Here is a 15,936-nt window from a genome sequence, read left to right as displayed (position 1 = left end):
CAGATGGCGGAAGAAACAGATGGCATTCAGCAAAGCAGGCTTCCGTCACGGGACCTCGACGCCGCTGACCGAAGATTGTTAGGCGTTTTGGTCGAAGATGCCACCGTCAGCTATGCGCAACTAGGTGAAGCGGCTGGCCTGTCAGCGCCCGCAGCCCATGAACGGGTGAAGCGCCTGCGCCGTTCCGGCGCCATTCGCAAGACGGCTGCGATTATTGACCCGAAGGCGGTGGGGAAATCCCTACTGGCCTTTGTTCATGTCGATACGCGCGGCTGGGGTAAGACGCCGGAGCTGATGGACATTTCAAGATACCCCGAAGTGGAGGAAATCCATTCAGTAGCCGGCGATGCCTGCATGCTATTGAAGGTGAGGACCGAAGATGCCCGCGCGCTCGAAGGGCTTTTGGCGCGGATCTATGATGTCCCCGGCGTGGTGACAACGCGCAGCTACGTCGTGCTCTCGACCTATTTGGAGCGTTCGGTTCAGCCGCATACGACACGGGTCTGGCCGTCGACCCATGAGATGGTCAAGCCGATCTATTAGGCGCTTCAACACTTAGCCAAGGCGGAAACTTTCTCTTGACAGGCACATGCCCAGCTTGATACTTATCCATATGGCTAAGTATTCAATTAATCTGGACAAAGCATTTTCCGCACTCGCTGACCCGACAAGACGGGCCATTGTCAGCCGTTTGTGCGAGGGGCCGAAATCCGTCAGCGAGCTCTCCGAGCCGTTTGATCTGGCGCTGCCCTCGCTTCTCAAGCATGTGCGGGTGCTGGAGGAAAGCGGGCTCGTGAGGTCTGAGAAAAACGGGCGGGTTCGCACCTGTACGATCGCGCCGGACGCGCTTCATGCGACCGACGGATGGATCCGCCAGCACATAGCTGCATGGGAGCGCCGTCTCGACCGGATGGAAGTCCATATCGAACGCATGACGAGGAAGAACTGAAGCGATGAGCGCCATATCCACAAACTCTGACTCCGCCTGGCAGAACTGGCCGCTTGACCGCGAAATCGTTCTGGCGCGGGTGATCGACGCGCCACGCAGCGTGGTTTATGCCGCATGGACCGACCCGGAACAGATCGTGGTCTGGTTCGGCCCCGAGGGCATGGAAATCGAGACGTATGAAATCGACCTGCGCCCCGGCGGCATCTGGCGGTTCGATATGGTTGCCGCCGACGGGACCCGCTACAGCAGCCGGATGGATTTTTTACGTCTGGAGGCTCCGACGCTGATCGAGGTTGAGCATGGGGTAGACGAAGACCACGATCCCGGCAAATTCAAGATGCTGGTCACCTTCGACGAACAAAGTGACGGCAAGACCGTGTTGACGCTGCGCCAGATGCACCCGTCCAGGGAACACCGCGAAAATGCGATCGGTTTTGGTGCGGTCGCGTATGGCGGTCAGACGCTGGACAAGCTGGCGCGTCACGTCGAGGCAAAAAGCCGATGAGACACTGAGCCACTAATTCACGGCCATGGCTGATACGGCTGAACCTGCCGCGCTTTAGGTTGGGCGCCGCGCGGTGCTGACTGCAAATTTCACTGAACAAACGCTTCGAAAGGATCGACTGTGAGAAAACTGATAGCCTGGAACGTCATGACTCTGGATGGCTATTTCGAAGGTACCGGACCGTGGCAGCTCGATATGCACGGCACAGTCTGGGGTGAGGAACTAGAGGAATTTTCTCTGGCTCAGGGTGCGGAGATCGGCACGCTTTTGTTTGGACGCCGCACCTACGAGGGCATGCGCGATCACTGGACAAAGGAAGAGGGTCCGGTCGCCACGATGATGAACAGCCTCGACAAGGCCATAGCTTCGCGCACGCTCGACGTGGCTGATTGGGCCAACAGCCGACTGTTGAAAGGCGAAGCCATCGACACCGTCAAGGCGCTTAAGCAAGAAGACGGCAAGGATGTTTTCGTATTCGGCAGCGCAGATCTCCTGGCAACGCTGATGGCCGAGGGGCTCGTAGACGAATACCGCATTTGCCTTGCGCCGGTGGTGTGGGGTGAAGGTACGCCGCTGTTTAAGCCCGAAAGCGGCCGCGCGCATTTCTCCCTGCGCGAAAGCCAGCCTCTTAAGAGCGGCGGGATGCTTCTCTTTTATGAGCTGAAGAAGGTCTGACAGCTCTACCGATTAGGGTCACACCTCGGGATAATCCACCTTGATCAGATAGAGTCCGTCGGGCGGCGCGACCTGGCCGCAGGCTGCACGGTTGCGGGCTTCGAGCGCTGCCTGCAATTGGGCGGCGCTCCAGCCACCTTCGCCCACCTTTTTCAGCGAGCCGACAATCGAGCGCACCTGGTTGTGCAGGAATGAGCGTGCCGAGGCGCGAATTTCGATGGCGTCGGCAAGACGCACCACATCCAGCCGCTCCAGCGTTCGCACCGGGCTTTCCGCCTGGCATTGAGTTGAGCGAAAGGTGGTGAAGTCATGCCTACCGGTCAGGAGCTGGGCTGCCTCGTGCATGGCCTGCGCATCAAGCTTCTTGGGCACCCACCACACCTTCCGATGATCGAGCGCCACAGGCGCGCGGCGATTGGCGATGCGGTAGAGATAGTGCCGGCCGATCGCCGAAAAACGAGCATCGAAATCTTCTGCAGCCGGTGTTGCATCAAGGATTGAAACGCGCTGTCCAGCCATTTGCAGATGGGCGTTGAGCGCATCGCGCACCTTTTCTGCTGGCCAGTTTTTTGCCAGCTCGACATGGGCTACCTGCCCGCTTGCATGGACACCGGCATCCGTGCGGCCAGCGCCCCGCAGGGTCAAAACCTCGCCGCAAAACGCCAGGAGGGCGTTTTCAATGGCTCCCTGCACGGTCGGAAGATCAGGCTGGCGCTGCCAGCCGGCATAGGCGCTGCCGTCATATTCCACATCGAGGCGGTATCGCGGCATCTCTTGGTCCCGACCGTCAGGCGACAGGGACGTGGAAAAAGGCGGCGCGGTTTGTCTTCATACTCATGACAGCATCATACCATTTTCCAAGGGCGTGCCACGCAGAAACGCTTCGGCATCGGTTGGCTTGCCGCCCGCTCTTTGAACCTGAAGCAACCGCACCGCACCGCTTCCACAGGCGACAGTCAGCGCAGCATCAAGCAGAATGCCTGCCGCGCCGCCACCCTCCGCCTCAACGGCCCGCAGCACTTTCAGGCGTTCCGCCCTGCCGCCGGTCTCGATTTCACACCACGCGCCCGGAAAGGGCGACAGACCGCAAATATGGCGCGCCACTTCCAGCGACGGGCGCTGCCAGTCGATGCGGGTTTCGGCCTTGTCGATTTTTCTGGCGTAGGTCACACCCTCTTCATCCTGCACAGAAAGCAGAAGGTTTCCGGCTTCCAGCCGGGCCAGCGCATCGACCATCAGTGGTGCGCCGATCGCACTCAACCGGTCGTGCAGGTCGCCGGCGGTCATGCCGGGGATGATGGCGATGCGCTCGGTCAGCGCCACCGGGCCGGTGTCCAGCCCTGCCTCCATCTTCATGAGCATCATGCCGGTTTCAAAATCGCCTGCCATGATGGCGCGCTGGATCGGGGCTGCGCCGCGCCAGCGCGGCAGCAGCGACGCATGGCCATTATAGCAGCCAAGCCGCGTACTCTCGAGGACCGGTGCTGGCAATAGAAGCCCGTAGGCGACAACCACCGCGACATCGGCTTTCAGCGCTGCGAATTCTGCCTGCTCGGCTTCGTTTTTGAGCGACAGTGGCGTGCGCAACTCCAGCCCAAGCCGCTCGGCCTCGCGCTGCACCGGCGACGGGGTGAGTTCCAGGCCACGGCGGCCTGCCGGGCGCGGGGGCTGGGTGTAGACGGCGGCGATATCGTGGCCGGCCTCAACAAGCGCGCGCAGCATCGGCACGGAAAACTCCGGCGTGCCCATGAAGATGACGCGCAGCCCCATCTCAGCTGACCAGCGGGGTTGCGGGCCGGTCTTTTGCGAGCTTACGGAATTTCTTCACCACCATGTCGCGCTTGAGCTTGGAGATATGATCGATGAACAGGACGCCGTTCAGATGGTCGATCTCATGCTGCAGGCAGGTGGACAGGAGGCCGTCTGCCTCGATCTCCTGCTCTTTGCCGTCGCGGTCGAGATACTTGACCCGCACGCGCGCAGGGCGCTCCACTTCGGCGTAGTAATCAGGGATCGACAAGCAGCCTTCCTCGTAGATCGAGCGCTCTTCGAAGCTGCGAAGGACTTCCGGGTTGATGAATACCTGCGGCGCGGGCTCCTCGTCTTCCTTGGCGAGGTCGATGACCAGCATGCGCAGCGGCGTACCGACCTGGATTGCTGCCAGTCCAATGCCCGGCGCGTCATACATGGTCTCCAGCATGTCGCCGGCAAATCTGCGCAAGTCGTCGTCAACCCGTTCGACGGGCTTCGAGACCTGGCGCAGCAGCGGATCGGGCAGGATGATAAGTGGTTTGATCGACATGGCGCTCGCTTAAGGTTTCCGGTCAAATGCGTCAACCGGATGTACATTTTTGCTGTTCACGTTTTGATCTGTCGCGTCGATGCGAATCACGTATGCTGACGGAATGAATGACCTGTCTTCAATTCTTTCCGAACCGGTGATCCAGCTTGGTGCCACCACCATTACGCTCGGCCAGACGCTGGGCGTTGGGGCGCTGTTGTTCTTGGTGCTGTTGTGCGCGCTGGTGTTGTCGCTGTGGCGTTCGGGCAGAGCGCGCGCGGTTGCCGCAGCAGTAACCGCTGATCATGCCCGCGATACCGAGGCGCGGATGGCAGGTATCCTTGCCTCGCAGGCCGAGATGCAGGGGCGGCTTGGGGCTGTGGCCGACGTGTTCGGCGCACGTCAGGCCGAACTCACGCAATCCATCGCGCAAAGGCTCGACGCCATGACCGGTAGGCTTGGTCAGTCGATGAGCGAGCAGACGCGCTCGACGCATGAGAGCCTGAGCAAATTGCAGGAACGGCTGGCGGTTATCGACACGGCGCAAAACAACATCCAGTCGCTCGCCGGCCAGGTGGTGCAGTTGCAGGCGATCCTGTCCAACAAGCAGACGCGCGGTGCCTTTGGCCAGGCGCGCATGGAGGCGATTGTCGCCGACGGGCTGCCGCAGGGCGGTTATGAATTCCAGATCACGCTGTCTAATGGCAGCCGGCCAGACTGCGTGGTGAAGATGCCGAACGGCACGCCGGCACTGGTGATCGACGCGAAGTTTCCGCTGGAAGCCTGGAACGCTATCAAGGCGGCAGAGGGGGCCGAGCAGCAGAAGGCCGCCGCGCAGGCTTTCCGCCGCGATGTCGAAATCCATGTCCGCGACATTGCCGACAAATATCTGATCAACGGCGAGACCCAAGACACCGCCTTCATGTTCGTACCGTCGGAATCGGTGTTTGCCGAGATCCACGAGAATTTCGAGGCTCTTGTACAACGTGCCCACCGGGCGCGGGTGATCATCGTCTCGCCGTCGCTTTTGATGCTGTCGATCCAGGTGATCCAGGCGATCCTGAAAGATGCCCGGATGCGCGAACAGGCACATCTCATCCAGGGCGAAGTGATCCGGCTGATGGAGGATGTCGGGCGGCTCGACGAGCGGGTGCGCAAACTGCAGGGCCATTTCGGTCAGGCTTCCAAGGACATTGACGATATTCTGGTCTCGTCGTCCAAGGTCACCAAGCGGGGCCAGAAGATTGAGGCGCTGGAGTTTTCCGCACCGGAGGCTGCTTCGACCGAAGGCGGTAGCGAAGGCACGCGCGTTGCGGCGGCCCGCGTCGCGGATTCCAAGACCGGCCAGTTGCGCCTTCGGGTCGTCGAAGAACGCGAGTAATTTTCGCGAAAGTCAAATCGCCAGTTCGGCACGCACCTTTTTCCAGGTCCCGGTGGTCTGCGGTTTGACGAAGAGGGACGTGATCTGCGGATGTTTCCGGGTGATCGCGCGTTCAAGACGTTCTACGCAGGCCTCGATTGCGGGGGCGGTCAACCGGTCTTCAAATTCGACGCTGAGTGCGGCGACAATCTCGTTTGGGCCGATATGGACGGTGATGATCCCATTGGCCTTTCCGATATCGCGGTCGTCCTGAACCAGCGCCAGCACGGATCTTTCGATTTCGGGCAGTGCCGGTTCGCCCATCAGCAGCCCCTTGCTCTCGCGGGCGAGGAACACTGCGGTGGCCGCCAGGATGAGGCTGATGCCGACCGATGCGACACCGTCGAGGACTGGCATGTCCAGGAGCTGCGCGGCGAGGATGCCGGCAAATGCCACCACGAGCCCGAGCAGTGCCGCGCTGTCTTCTAATAGTACGGTGAAGACGCTTGGGTCCTTGCTCTTGCGAACCGCTTCAATATAACCGGCATTGCCTTTCGATTTGCGGAACTCCTTCAGCGCCACGGCCCATGTGCCGCCTTCAAACACCATCGACAGACCGAGCACGATGTAGTTTGCCATCGGATTGGCGACCGGCTCAGGATGCATGATGTGGGCAATGCCCTCATAGAAGGAAATGCCGGCACCCAGCGCGAAGACCAAAACGGCGACGATGAAGCTCCAGAAATAGAGTTCGCGACCATGTCCGAGCGGATGGGTGCGGTCGGCAGGGCGGGCGGCGCGGTGCAACCCGTAGAGCAACAGCGCTCCATTGCCGGTATCGACCAGCGAGTGCACGCCTTCCGAAAGCATGGCTGAGCTGCCTGTGAATGCGGCAGCTCCAAACTTCGTGATGGCAATCAGAAAATTGCCTGCCAGCGCGGCATAGATAACGGTTTTCGATCCTGAATGAGCAGCCATGACAAGCTCCGATGTCTCGTTCCGGCATCTAGAGCAGGAGTGCCAGGCGTCCAGTGCCGCAGGGCCGGCGCGATCCGGGGACCGTGCGCATAAGTCCCCTTGTGCCGGCAAACAGAACGGTCATCATGGGCCGGCCAGCACAGGAGGAATCACATCATGGCAAAAGGTCAGATGAAGTCGAACAAAGAAGTCCGCAAACCCAAGAAGGATGCCAAGAAGCCGGCAGCCGCTGCAGCCAGCCCGACGCTTGCTCCGGCTACAAAAAAGAGCAAATAGCCCGCATTTGCTGATCGTGGGTTTCCCTCCGGCCGCATATCTTGCGGCCGGTTTTCTATCTCCGGCCCGGCGCCGGACAAACGCGAGGTTGGTAAATCATGGCGTGGCTTCTACTGGTCGTTGCCGGGTTGTTCGAGATCGGCTGGGCTATCGGGCTCAAATATACCGATGGCTTCACCCGGCCCCTTCCCACCATTCTCACGGCAGCAAGCATGATCGTGAGTGTCGTGCTTCTCGGGCTGGCGCTGAAGACACTGCCGGTCGGAACCGGTTATGCGATCTGGACGGGCATCGGCACCGTCGGCACAGCGCTGCTCGGCATCTGGCTGCTCGGAGAGCCGGCCACTGCGGCACGGCTTGGCTGCATCGCGTTGATCGTCAGCGGCATCATCGGCCTGAAGCTGGTGAGCTGACGTGATTCAGCGCCGCGGCCAGGTGGCAGCGGCGCTGGCCCGAAGGCAAACTCCTGTTCGATCAGCCGGAAAAGCCGGGAGGCGTGCGGCCGACGCGTGACTTGCGCGCGGCATAGCGGGCGTCGCGCTTAGCCTTGCGTTCGACCTCATCGGACAACAAGCGCGCGATGCGCTCGTTTTCCTCGGCCTCACGCTGCTTGGCATCTGCCTGCGCGGCTTCTTCAGCGGCAAGGCGCTCGGCCTCGGCTGCTGCTTCGCGCGTTGCGCGCTCTTCGGCCTCGCGGGCCAGCCGCTCCTGCTTCTGCTTTTCCTTTTCAGCCTGCCTAATGGCACGGGCCTCGAGGACGGCCTTGCGCTCGGCCTGCTTGGCTACCACTGCCGGGTCGTCTGCGGCCGGCTTGGCCTTGAATTTCTCAAGCATTGCGCGCTTGGCGGCATTTGCCGCATCGCGGCGTTCAAAAACGTCTTTTTCCCTAAAGATAGCCAAATCTCACTTCCCTGGAGTCCGTTCAAGGTTCTGCAGAACCTCTTTATCGCTTCGTTTCCCGCAATTCCTGGCGGATACCGCTGCACGTCACTGCTGGAATTGCTGTCGTCGCGCCGCTTACATAGCTGTCAACGCCAAGAGTTCAAGCGCCAAAAGGCCACAGAGGCCATGAAATCCGCCCTTGGGGCAGGAAAAACTGCCTGATTGGTATCCGCTGCAGGCATAGACGGAATGTTCAGCCTCGTCCACCGGCGTAAATGCTGGCTGGCCGCTACGTGTCTCAAACAATGCGGGGCGAACACTATGGAACTTGGGCTTTATCACCCCGCAGGCCGAGGTGATGAACCGCATTGGCCGCGAGCGCGGCTGGGGGCCGACCTCCCGCGCCCATTTCGATCAGTCGCTCGGAGCGGACGGAGCGCTGTTTGTGGAGACCGGTGGCCGAAAAGATCTTTGCCCAGCACCGCAATTTCGGCAATTCGCGCCTCCTCATCCAGATGGCGATTGGCCTGATGCCGCATGACAAGGCGATGAAAGCCATTGAGCTATTTGGCACTCGCGTGGCGCCGCTTGTGCGCGCGGGGATGGCCGGACGAGGCCCTGGCCGCTATCAAGTTCAAAAAATACTGAACAACTGTTTGCCTTGGGCAACCAGCATTCATATATCGCAAGGGAACGCCTTGGGCGGGGCCGTGCTCCATAGAAATCATTGGCATGCTCTAACACTGTGTTTGTACGCAATTTCGGGCTGAGAACCGCTGCACACTTTTCGGGAATTCGTTTAGGAGCCTTGGCCATGATCCCACTTTCCGTCCTTGATCTTTCGCCTGTGGGTGAAGGCAGCAATGTATCGCAGTCGCTGAAGAACACGCTTGATCTGGCGCGTCATGCGGAACGGCTGGGCTATCGCCGTTACTGGTTGGCCGAGCATCACAACATGCCGGGAATCGCCAGCGCAGCCACCTCGGTGGTGATCGCCCATGTGGCGGCCGGCACCTCTGCCATCCGTGTCGGCGCCGGCGGCATCATGCTGCCCAACCATGCTCCGCTGGTCATTGCCGAGCAGTTCGGCACGCTTTCGGCGCTGCATCCGGGCCGGATCGATCTGGGGCTTGGCCGCGCGCCCGGCACCGATATGAACACGGCCCGCGCGCTCCGGCGAAACATGGAATCGGGCGTCGATAGCTTTCCACAGGATGTGGTCGAGCTAGCCAATTATTTCCGCCCGGCAGAGCCCGGCCAGCGGCTGCGCGCGGTGCCCGGCGAGGGAGAAAACGTGCCGCTCTGGATCCTCGGATCGTCCACCTATGGCGCGCAGCTCGCGGCCATGCTCGGCCTGCCCTATGCTTTTGCCTCGCATTTTGCGCCGGCTGAACTGGAAAACGCGATCGACATCTACCGCTCGCGCTTTCAACCGTCTGAGCAACTTGCCAAGCCCTATGTGATGCTCGGCCTCAACGTCATTGCCGCGCCGACCACGCAGGAGGCAAAGCTGCATTTCACCTCGCTACAACAGGCCTTTGTCAACCTGCGCTCCGGTCGCGCGGGCAAGCTGCCGCCGCCGATAGAACGCTATTACGATACACTCGACATTGCGTCCAAAACCATGCTTGACCACGCGCTTGTCTGTGCCATCGTTGGCGACCGCGATACGGTCAAATCCGGTCTCGAAGCTTTCATCCGTCGCACCGGCGCTGACGAACTGATGGTCACCGCCCAAATGTTCGATCATGCCGCACGCGTGCGGTCGTTTGAGATGCTGGCGGATGTGCACAGGGAGCTTTCGTCGGCGGCGTGAGCGGTTGGTTTTGCTGCCGTCCTTGCCCTAACGCAGCGCCTTCACCAGCCCGGAATCGGGAAAACACGTCGCCGCCTGGCCGTTCTTTTCCTGCCATGCACCGATCGACCGTCGTGTCTTGAAGCCGGGCAGGCCGTCGGCGCCGCCGACGTCGAAACCCTGCTTTTCCAGCCCGCGCTGGAGCGATGCCACATCGGAGCGGTAGAGACCACCGACGGCGCCCCACGCTCCGGCAAACGGCTTGTCGCCATGGGCGATGCGGTCTGCAGCGTGACCGATGAACAGCGCGTAGAGATCACTCTCATTATAGGCCTTCAGCACGTAGAAATTCGGCGTGACGATGAAGCTCGGCCCGCTGCGGCCAGCCGGCATTAGTAAAAACCCTTCGGAGCGCAGCTCGTGGGCGGGAAACAGCTTGCCACCCACTCGCGCGACACCGAGCTTTGTCCAATCGGCGATTTTTTTGCCCTGGTCCGGGCCTTCGAGAGCGCAGGAAACCGTTTGTGGCACAGTGACCTCAAAGCCCCAATCGCGGCCCTTCTGCCAGCCAAAATGGGCGAGATAATTGGCTATCGAACCCAGCGTGTCGGATGTCGATTTCCAGATATCGGCGCTGCCATCGCCATCAAAATCGATGGCATGCGCGAGAAAGGAAGTCGGCATGAATTGCGGCTGGCCCAGCGCGCCAGCCCAGGACGATTTGAAAGCTGGCCGCGCCACCCTGCCCTGTTCCAGCATCTGCAGCGCAGCCAGCACCTCCTTGCGGAACATCTCCTTGCGGGTCGCCAGAAATGCCTTGGTGGCCATAACCTGGAACGCATCATGCGGGATCTTTGCGGTGCCAAAACCTGACTCGCGACCCCAGATCGCGACTGCAATTTCGCCCGGAACGCCGAAGCGCTTTTCTAGCTCGCGCAGTGTTGCGGCATTGGCATTGAAGCGGGTGCGACCACCAGACGTAACCCCGCCGATTTTCGAGAAATAAGAACCCGGCGAGCCGAATTCGGCCTGATGCTGCTTTTTGGGCGTTTTCGGTTTTTGCCCCGGCATCACCAAATCGGGCAGGTCTAGGTTGATGCCGACGCCGGCAAAGGCCGCGTCAAAGATTTTCCTGGATATGCCCTGGCGGCTGGCCTCGGGCCACAGATCGCCGGTGAGCCAGGCCTGGAACTGGTCGTCGATCTTTGCGGCGGCGGTGGGGGTGACGGAGGTGGCGAGGAGGATGGTGGCAAGGGCGGCGAATGCAGCGCGTTTGGAAAGCGTCCAAAAGGCCCCCTCTCCGTCCCGCTGCGCGGGCCACCTCTCCCCCGCTTCGCGAGGGCGAGCAAATGGCCAATCGCAAACCCTGCTTCCTCGCCCCGGTAAAGCGGGGGAGAGGTGCCGAGCGCAGCGAGGCGGAGAGGGGGTCGCCCAGCCGAGCCGTGCCGTCATCACCCTCAAAAGTGCTACAAACAACCCCATGGCAAAAATCCTCAAAATACCGTGCGCGATTTCAGCGCTGCCGCAAGTGTACCTTCGTCGAGATAATCGAGTTCGCCGCCCACCGGCACGCCATGGGCCAGACGGGTGATTTTTATATCAAAGCCTTCCAACTGGTCGGTGAGGTAATGCGCGGTCGTCTGGCCCTCGACGGTGGCGTTGACGGCGAGGATGATTTCGCTGATGCCGCCCTCGGACACCCGCGCGACAAGCTGGCGGATAGTGAGTTGATCAGGACCTATACCATCGAGCGGCGACAGCGTCCCGCCAAGAACATGGAATCGCACATTCATAGCATTGGCGCGCTCTAGAGCCCACAGATCGGCGACATCTTCGACAACGATCAGCGTGGCGGGATCGCGGCGCGGATCAGTGCAGATGGTGCAAGGGTCAATCGTGTCAACATTTCCGCAGGTGGAACAGACGCGCACCTTGTCCACCGCCTCGACCATGGCGCTGGCCAGCGGGGCCATCAGCTGTTCTTTCTTCTTGATCATGTGAAGGGCAGCTCGGCGCGCCGAACGCGGTCCAAGACCCGGCACCTTGGCCAGGAGCTGGATCAGGCGTTCGATTTCAGGACCGGCGACTCGTTTGGACATGACCCCGGTGTAGGGTTTTTCGGAGTGGAAGGGAATCGGTTCCGGTTATTCCACCGGGCGATCCTGTGCTAAAAGCAACGCGCCAATCGCGGAAGCTTCTTGCGGGCTTGCTTCATAGCCGAGCGTAGCATCAGTCCCCACCGGATCAGACGAAGCAAGTGTGGCCGGAATGGTCGGTCGCAAGGATGTTTCGGCAAAGCGAGCGCGGGCGGGTGCAGCGGCTGCCGTCTGCGCGGTCGCGACCATCACCGGAATTTCTGCAGCATCTCCTGTTGCGGCCCGGTCCGAGGCAATGCGCGGCGTCGGTGCTGCGCTGGCAATCATCGTTGATGTCTGCTCGGGTGCGATGTTTTCAATCGTCCTGCGACGCGAGCGCTTTTCGTAAAAGGCGTTGCCGCCTGCAACCAACACATAATGCATGTTTTTATACGGAAATGTCAGCCCGGCGGTGTGGAAGAACATGGCTTCCTTTTTCACCTTGGGGTGGCGCTCGCCCTTAAGAACGGAATCGGCTGCCGCCATCACGTCGGGCAGCGCCTTCGAATTCATCGGGCGGGATAACACGCCGGGAGCAAACTGCTTTTTGGCGCCAACGACATCGCAGACAGAGCCGCCCCATTTGCCCGACTCGACACGGTTCATGACCACCGAGCCGACAGCCACCAGCCCATCTCGGCTCGATCGGTTGGACTCAAAAAACATGGCGCGCGCCAGGCATTCCTTGTCTTTGGACGAATAGGAATACGCTGATGTAGGCGCCGCATGGAGCGACAGTGCTTCGGTGAATTTGCTGCCGGTGCTCTGATTGCAGCCGGAGATCGCCAGCGGCAGGACAGCCACGCAAAATAGGATTTTTGACCGCGCACTCACCAAGAATCGCCTCATTGTCCCTCCGGGCGTTTTGCCCTGGCCCTGTCGCGCGGAGAGGCCCGCTCGACCAGTGGGGCGAGAGTGGGCACCTTTCTGGCTAAAAAAAGGCCGGAAACCAGCAGCCACTGTGGCTTGAAGCGCTTTCCATATGGTTACCGAATCTTGCCGCAAGAGACTTTTTAACGGGCGAGACCTCAGAACGCCCGCATTTCCAACGAGTTGAGAAAATTTTGCTGAAATGTCGGAAGCCGTTTCTCCCGTTCGTCTTGACGGTATGGTGCATGGCCGCAAGTCGGCCATCAACTTTCGTAACCCACGGAGACATGACATGCAGAAGATCACCCCGATGCTCTGGTTCGACAGCAATGCCGAAGAGGCCGTGGATTTTTATGTCTCGGTGTTCAAGAGCGCGACGAAAGGTGCCATCATGCGCAATGGCGAGAACGGCCCCGGACCGGCCGGGAGCGCGCTGACGGTCGCTTTCGACCTGGAAGGCATGTCGTTCACAGCGCTGAACGGCGGACCGCATTTCCAGCTGAGCGAGGCCGTGTCCTTCGTCGTCAAATGCGCTGACCAGGCCGAGATCGACTATTTCTGGGAAGCGCTTTCGCAAGGTGGCAAGACCCAGCCATGCGGCTGGATTAAAGACCGGTTTGGCCTGTCATGGCAGATCATGCCCGACTACCTGCTCACAACCCTTGCCGGAGAGGACAAGGAAAAATCCGGCCGCGTTTTTGAGGCTGTCATGCAGATGGAGAAGCTCGACATCGCCACGCTGAAAGCCGCGGCCAACGCGGGGTCGACCTCCGCCGAAGGCGGTTTCTAGAAGGGTAGCTTCATGCCGGGCGGGATCGGTAGGCCGGCAGTCAGTGCCTGCGTCTTTTCCTGCATGACGCTCTCCACCTTGACCTTGGCATCGTTGTGAGCGGCAAGGATCAGGTCCTCCAACACCTCGACATCATCCTCCTTGAAGAGCGAGGGATCGATCTTCAGGGATTTCATCTCGAATTTGCCCGTCAGCGTCACGTGGACCAGTCCACCGCCGGACTGGCCGCTCGCCTCAAGCGTTGCGATCTCTTCCTGCATGGCCTGGAACTTTGCCTGCATCTCTTTTGCCTTACCCATCAGGCCGAGCAAATCTTTCATGGCTGTCTCCTCGAAATTCGTCGTTTTGCGGTCTGTTTTCGCGGCGTGCTAGCCGTCTTCGTCCTCTTCGATGCCCGGATCAATCGGCACATCCTCGCCCGCTTTCGCCTCGTCGGGAGCATCGGGCAAGCGCACATCGATGATCTTGGCGCCTGGAAACTGCGCCAGGATCGCGGCGACCGTGGGGTCTGCGCGGGCGTCTGAAAAGGCGGTTTCGCGGCGATTTATTTCCTGCTCGGCCAGCGTTTCACCGCCACCTTCGCGCGATACCGTGACGATCCAGCGGCGACCGGTCCATTTTTGCAGACGGGCGTTGAGATCGCTGGTGAGCGTCTTCGGAGCTTCCGGCGTCAGGCTGATCTCAATGCGGCCCGGCTCGATCCTGATCGGCCTTATGCAGCGCTTGACCAGCACTTTGAAGGCGATATCGCGGTGGGTATCAGCAAGCGTTGCAATGTCGTTCAACGATTTGATCTGTAAGGCTTTTTCTTCTTCCGGCTCTGGCTCCTGCTGGGGCGCAACGAGCGGCTGCGGCTCGGGAGAGGTTTCAACCAGCCGCATCGTATTGCCGACACCGCTCACCGCCATCTGGCGGTGGCCGACTGCAGAAGCCGTTCCGCCATTGCCGTGCCCGGCTACAGTGCCACTAGCAGGTGTCGAAGGTGCGTGCGATTGGGGCTGCTCGGCGAGCGTCTTCAGCGCTTCGTCGATGGTCGGCAGATCGGCCGCGTGGGCAATTCGGATCAGCACCATTTCGCCGGCACTGACCGGTCGATTTGAGGCCTGAACTTCGGGAATCCCCTTCAACAGCATTTGCCAGGTGCGCGAAAGCACGCGAACCGACAGCTTTTCGGCGAATTCCAGTCCGCGCTGCCGCTCGTCCTCGGAAAGCGAAGCATCCTGAGCCGCCGACGGAACGAAGCGCAGCCTTGTCACGAGGTGATTGAACTCGGCAAGGTCGGCTAGAACCGTCGCAGGGTCGGCGCCGACATTATACTGCGCGCGAAATTCATCCAGCGCTTCCGCGACCTTTCCGGACATCACATTTTCGAACAGATCAATGATTCGGGCGCGGTCAGCAAGCCCCAGCATAGAACGCACCGCCTGCGCCGTCACAGTGCCTGCGCCATGGGCGATCGCCTGATCAAAAATCGATTGCGCGTCGCGCATCGAGCCTTCGGCGGCGCGCGCAATCATCGATAGTGCTTCGTCTTCTGCAGTGATTTCTTCAAGCCCTGCGATACGTTGCAGGTCGGACTTGATCATCGCCGCATCAATTCGGCGCAGATCAAAACGCTGGCACCGCGACAGGACGGTGATCGGAACCTTGCGGATTTCGGTGGTAGCGAAGATGAACTTTACATGCGGCGGCGGTTCTTCCAGCGTCTTCAACAGGCCGTTGAAGGCCTGCGTGGAGAGCATGTGCACCTCGTCGATGATATAGATTTTGTAGCGTCCCGACACGGGCGCGTACCGCACCTGTTCGATAATCTCGCGGATGTCGTCGATGCCGGTGTGGGAGGCGGCGTCCATCTCGATGACGTCGGGGTGGCGGCCATCCATGATCGCACGGCAATGCTCGCCCTCGATCGACAGATCGACTGACGGCTGGTTGAGTTCAGGCGTGCGATAATTCAGCGCCCGCGCCAGAATGCGGGCGGTGGTGGTTTTGCCCACGCCTCGCACCCCTGTCAGCATCCAGGCTTGGGCAATGCGACCGGCGGCAAACGCATTGGTCAGCGTGCGCACCATCGGTTCCTGACCGATCAGGCCGGAAAAATCAGAAGGGCGGTATTTGCGTGCAAGCACACGGTAGGCGCTGTTTGCGCCGGTCTTGCCGCTTGATACGACTTCGCTCATTCCGCCCGTCATCTCCCTGGCCAGAGTGCGGCCCGTGTGTACAAAGAGTTTCGCCCGCATCGTCCCCCGCCGTCAATGTCGGCGGAGCGGCTTGGTGCGGATGGGATGAGGTGGGAGGCTGGAACATGACCCGTTCCGGGCTCGTTAGGGCTGCTTCCTTCCGGATCTGACCCGGTTGGCGAGTGGATCGTCCACCACCAACCTCCCGGCTCCCATATCGGCAATCATCGAGCGAAATGCAAGTGCAAGAGCGATGCCGC

Annotated in this window: 18 protein-coding genes, 1 other RNA gene and 1 pseudogene; 9 read left to right on the top strand and 11 right to left on the bottom strand. The window is 60.6% G+C overall.

Annotated features, from left to right (window positions below; all coding sequences use genetic code 11):
- Positions 1-3 precede the first annotated feature (3 nt).
- The 4 genes from GA830_RS07460 to GA830_RS07445 all read left to right on the top strand — a co-directional run bounded on the left by GA830_RS07460 (position 4) and on the right by GA830_RS07445 (position 2,129).
- A complete protein-coding gene (locus GA830_RS07460) occupies positions 4-543 on the top strand; it encodes an Lrp/AsnC family transcriptional regulator (protein ID WP_195164417.1) in 540 nt (179 codons plus the stop codon).
- 70 nt (positions 544-613) lie between these two features.
- Positions 614-949 (top strand): ArsR/SmtB family transcription factor, encoded by a 336-nt coding sequence (locus tag GA830_RS07455; protein ID WP_195164416.1) that lies wholly within the window; start codon positions 614-616, stop codon positions 947-949.
- A 13-nt stretch (positions 950-962) separates the two neighbouring features.
- Positions 963-1,454, top strand: a complete 492-nt coding sequence (locus GA830_RS07450) for an SRPBCC family protein (RefSeq protein ID WP_195164832.1) — start codon at positions 963-965, stop codon at positions 1,452-1,454.
- Between the two features lie 120 nt (positions 1,455-1,574).
- Positions 1,575-2,129, top strand: a complete 555-nt coding sequence (locus GA830_RS07445) for a dihydrofolate reductase family protein (protein ID WP_195164415.1) — start codon at positions 1,575-1,577, stop codon at positions 2,127-2,129.
- A gap of 18 nt (positions 2,130-2,147) precedes the next feature.
- Here the strand turns inward: GA830_RS07445 and truA are convergent, their stop codons facing one another.
- The 3 genes from truA to def form a co-directional block, all read right to left on the bottom strand.
- Positions 2,148-2,900 carry a tRNA pseudouridine(38-40) synthase TruA gene (gene truA, locus GA830_RS07440; protein WP_195164414.1) on the bottom strand — a complete coding sequence of 251 codons (753 nt, stop codon included), beginning with the start codon at positions 2,898-2,900 and terminating at the stop codon, positions 2,148-2,150.
- 63 nt (positions 2,901-2,963) lie between these two features.
- Positions 2,964-3,899, bottom strand: coding sequence for a methionyl-tRNA formyltransferase (gene fmt, locus GA830_RS07435; protein WP_195164413.1), 936 nt, complete (start codon positions 3,897-3,899; stop codon positions 2,964-2,966).
- A gap of 1 nt (position 3,900) precedes the next feature.
- Positions 3,901-4,431: a peptide deformylase gene (gene def / locus GA830_RS07430; protein WP_195164412.1), complete on the bottom strand. Its 531-nt coding sequence runs from the start codon at positions 4,429-4,431 to the stop codon at positions 3,901-3,903.
- Positions 4,432-4,534: 103 nt separating this feature from the next.
- On the opposite strand from def, the gene GA830_RS07425 reads away from it, so the two are divergent.
- On the top strand, positions 4,535-5,791 hold the full coding sequence (locus tag GA830_RS07425; RefSeq protein ID WP_195164411.1) for a DNA recombination protein RmuC: 1,257 nt from the start codon (positions 4,535-4,537) through the stop codon (positions 5,789-5,791).
- 12 nt (positions 5,792-5,803) lie between these two features.
- On the opposite strand, the gene GA830_RS07420 is transcribed toward GA830_RS07425, so the two are convergent.
- The gene (locus tag GA830_RS07420; protein WP_195164410.1) at positions 5,804-6,748 is read right to left on the bottom strand and encodes a cation diffusion facilitator family transporter; all 945 of its coding nucleotides are present in this window, start codon (positions 6,746-6,748) and stop codon (positions 5,804-5,806) included.
- A gap of 374 nt (positions 6,749-7,122) precedes the next feature.
- On the opposite strand from GA830_RS07420, the gene sugE reads away from it, so the two are divergent.
- Positions 7,123-7,437, top strand: coding sequence for a quaternary ammonium compound efflux SMR transporter SugE (sugE, locus tag GA830_RS07415; protein ID WP_195164409.1), 315 nt, complete (start codon positions 7,123-7,125; stop codon positions 7,435-7,437).
- Positions 7,438-7,498: 61 nt separating this feature from the next.
- On the opposite strand, the gene GA830_RS07410 is transcribed toward sugE, so the two are convergent.
- Positions 7,499-7,924: a DUF6481 family protein gene (locus GA830_RS07410; RefSeq protein WP_195164408.1), complete on the bottom strand. Its 426-nt coding sequence runs from the start codon at positions 7,922-7,924 to the stop codon at positions 7,499-7,501.
- A 316-nt stretch (positions 7,925-8,240) separates the two neighbouring features.
- Between GA830_RS07410 and GA830_RS07405 the strand changes: the two are divergent.
- Together GA830_RS07405 and GA830_RS07400 are read left to right on the top strand one after the other, a co-directional pair.
- Positions 8,241-8,511: pseudogene (locus tag GA830_RS07405) on the top strand (LLM class flavin-dependent oxidoreductase); the annotation flags it as partial.
- Positions 8,512-8,720: 209 nt separating this feature from the next.
- Entirely contained in the window at positions 8,721-9,722 is a 1,002-nt protein-coding gene (locus GA830_RS07400; RefSeq protein ID WP_195164407.1) for an LLM class flavin-dependent oxidoreductase, read from the top strand.
- A 27-nt stretch (positions 9,723-9,749) separates the two neighbouring features.
- On the opposite strand, the gene GA830_RS07395 is transcribed toward GA830_RS07400, so the two are convergent.
- The 3 genes from GA830_RS07395 to GA830_RS07385 are packed head-to-tail and all read right to left on the bottom strand — an operon-like array spanning position 9,750 to position 12,685.
- Complete coding sequence (locus GA830_RS07395) at positions 9,750-11,183, bottom strand: lytic murein transglycosylase (protein ID WP_258045586.1); 1,434 nt, start codon at positions 11,181-11,183, stop codon at positions 9,750-9,752.
- Positions 11,184-11,194: 11 nt separating this feature from the next.
- Positions 11,195-11,800, bottom strand: coding sequence for a recombination mediator RecR (recR, locus tag GA830_RS07390; protein ID WP_195164406.1), 606 nt, complete (start codon positions 11,798-11,800; stop codon positions 11,195-11,197).
- A gap of 45 nt (positions 11,801-11,845) precedes the next feature.
- Positions 11,846-12,685, bottom strand: coding sequence for a cell wall hydrolase (locus GA830_RS07385; protein ID WP_195164405.1), 840 nt, complete (start codon positions 12,683-12,685; stop codon positions 11,846-11,848).
- Between the two features lie 313 nt (positions 12,686-12,998).
- Between GA830_RS07385 and GA830_RS07380 the strand changes: the two genes are divergently transcribed.
- Positions 12,999-13,496, top strand: a complete 498-nt coding sequence (locus GA830_RS07380; protein WP_195164404.1) for a VOC family protein — start codon at positions 12,999-13,001, stop codon at positions 13,494-13,496.
- Here GA830_RS07380 and GA830_RS07375 read toward each other — a convergent pair.
- The 3 genes from GA830_RS07375 to ffs all read right to left on the bottom strand — a co-directional run bounded on the left by GA830_RS07375 (position 13,493) and on the right by ffs (position 15,883).
- A complete protein-coding gene (locus GA830_RS07375; protein ID WP_195164403.1) occupies positions 13,493-13,816 on the bottom strand; it encodes a YbaB/EbfC family nucleoid-associated protein in 324 nt (107 codons plus the stop codon). The two genes, GA830_RS07380 and GA830_RS07375, sit on opposite strands and share 4 nt — an antisense overlap.
- 48 nt (positions 13,817-13,864) lie before the next feature.
- Positions 13,865-15,676, bottom strand: coding sequence for a DNA polymerase III subunit gamma/tau (locus GA830_RS07370; RefSeq protein WP_195164402.1), 1,812 nt, complete (start codon positions 15,674-15,676; stop codon positions 13,865-13,867).
- Between the two features lie 109 nt (positions 15,677-15,785).
- An RNA gene (ffs, locus tag GA830_RS07365) (signal recognition particle sRNA small type) lies at positions 15,786-15,883 on the bottom strand.
- Between the last annotated feature and the right edge of the window lie 53 nt (positions 15,884-15,936).

The organism is Mesorhizobium sp. NBSH29, from assembly GCF_015500055.1.
GTDB lineage: Bacteria > Pseudomonadota > Alphaproteobacteria > Rhizobiales > Rhizobiaceae > Neomesorhizobium.
This window is presented reverse-complemented; position numbering and strand designations above follow the sequence as displayed.

Bases quoted from the DNA above. Each gene is read 5' to 3' on its own strand.
- fmt (WP_195164413.1), bottom strand. From the start codon at position 3,899: ATGGGGCTGCGCGTCATCTTCATGGGCACGCCGGAGTTTTCCGTGCCG.
- sugE (WP_195164409.1), top strand. From the start codon at position 7,123: ATGGCGTGGCTTCTACTGGTCGTTGCCGGGTTGTTCGAGATCGGCTGG.
- GA830_RS07420 (WP_195164410.1), bottom strand. From the start codon at position 6,748: ATGGCTGCTCATTCAGGATCGAAAACCGTTATCTATGCCGCGCTGGCA.
- GA830_RS07370 (WP_195164402.1), bottom strand. From the start codon at position 15,676: ATGAGCGAAGTCGTATCAAGCGGCAAGACCGGCGCAAACAGCGCCTAC.
- GA830_RS07400 (WP_195164407.1), top strand. From the start codon at position 8,721: ATGATCCCACTTTCCGTCCTTGATCTTTCGCCTGTGGGTGAAGGCAGC.
- truA (WP_195164414.1), bottom strand. From the start codon at position 2,900: ATGCCGCGATACCGCCTCGATGTGGAATATGACGGCAGCGCCTATGCC.
- GA830_RS07380 (WP_195164404.1), top strand. From the start codon at position 12,999: ATGCAGAAGATCACCCCGATGCTCTGGTTCGACAGCAATGCCGAAGAG.
- GA830_RS07425 (WP_195164411.1), top strand. From the start codon at position 4,535: ATGAATGACCTGTCTTCAATTCTTTCCGAACCGGTGATCCAGCTTGGT.
- GA830_RS07385 (WP_195164405.1), bottom strand. From the start codon at position 12,685: ATGAGGCGATTCTTGGTGAGTGCGCGGTCAAAAATCCTATTTTGCGTG.
- GA830_RS07460 (WP_195164417.1), top strand. From the start codon at position 4: ATGGCGGAAGAAACAGATGGCATTCAGCAAAGCAGGCTTCCGTCACGG.
- def (WP_195164412.1), bottom strand. From the start codon at position 4,431: ATGTCGATCAAACCACTTATCATCCTGCCCGATCCGCTGCTGCGCCAG.
- GA830_RS07395 (WP_258045586.1), bottom strand. From the start codon at position 11,183: ATGGGGTTGTTTGTAGCACTTTTGAGGGTGATGACGGCACGGCTCGGC.
- recR (WP_195164406.1), bottom strand. From the start codon at position 11,800: ATGTCCAAACGAGTCGCCGGTCCTGAAATCGAACGCCTGATCCAGCTC.
- GA830_RS07375 (WP_195164403.1), bottom strand. From the start codon at position 13,816: ATGAAAGATTTGCTCGGCCTGATGGGTAAGGCAAAAGAGATGCAGGCA.
- GA830_RS07455 (WP_195164416.1), top strand. From the start codon at position 614: ATGGCTAAGTATTCAATTAATCTGGACAAAGCATTTTCCGCACTCGCT.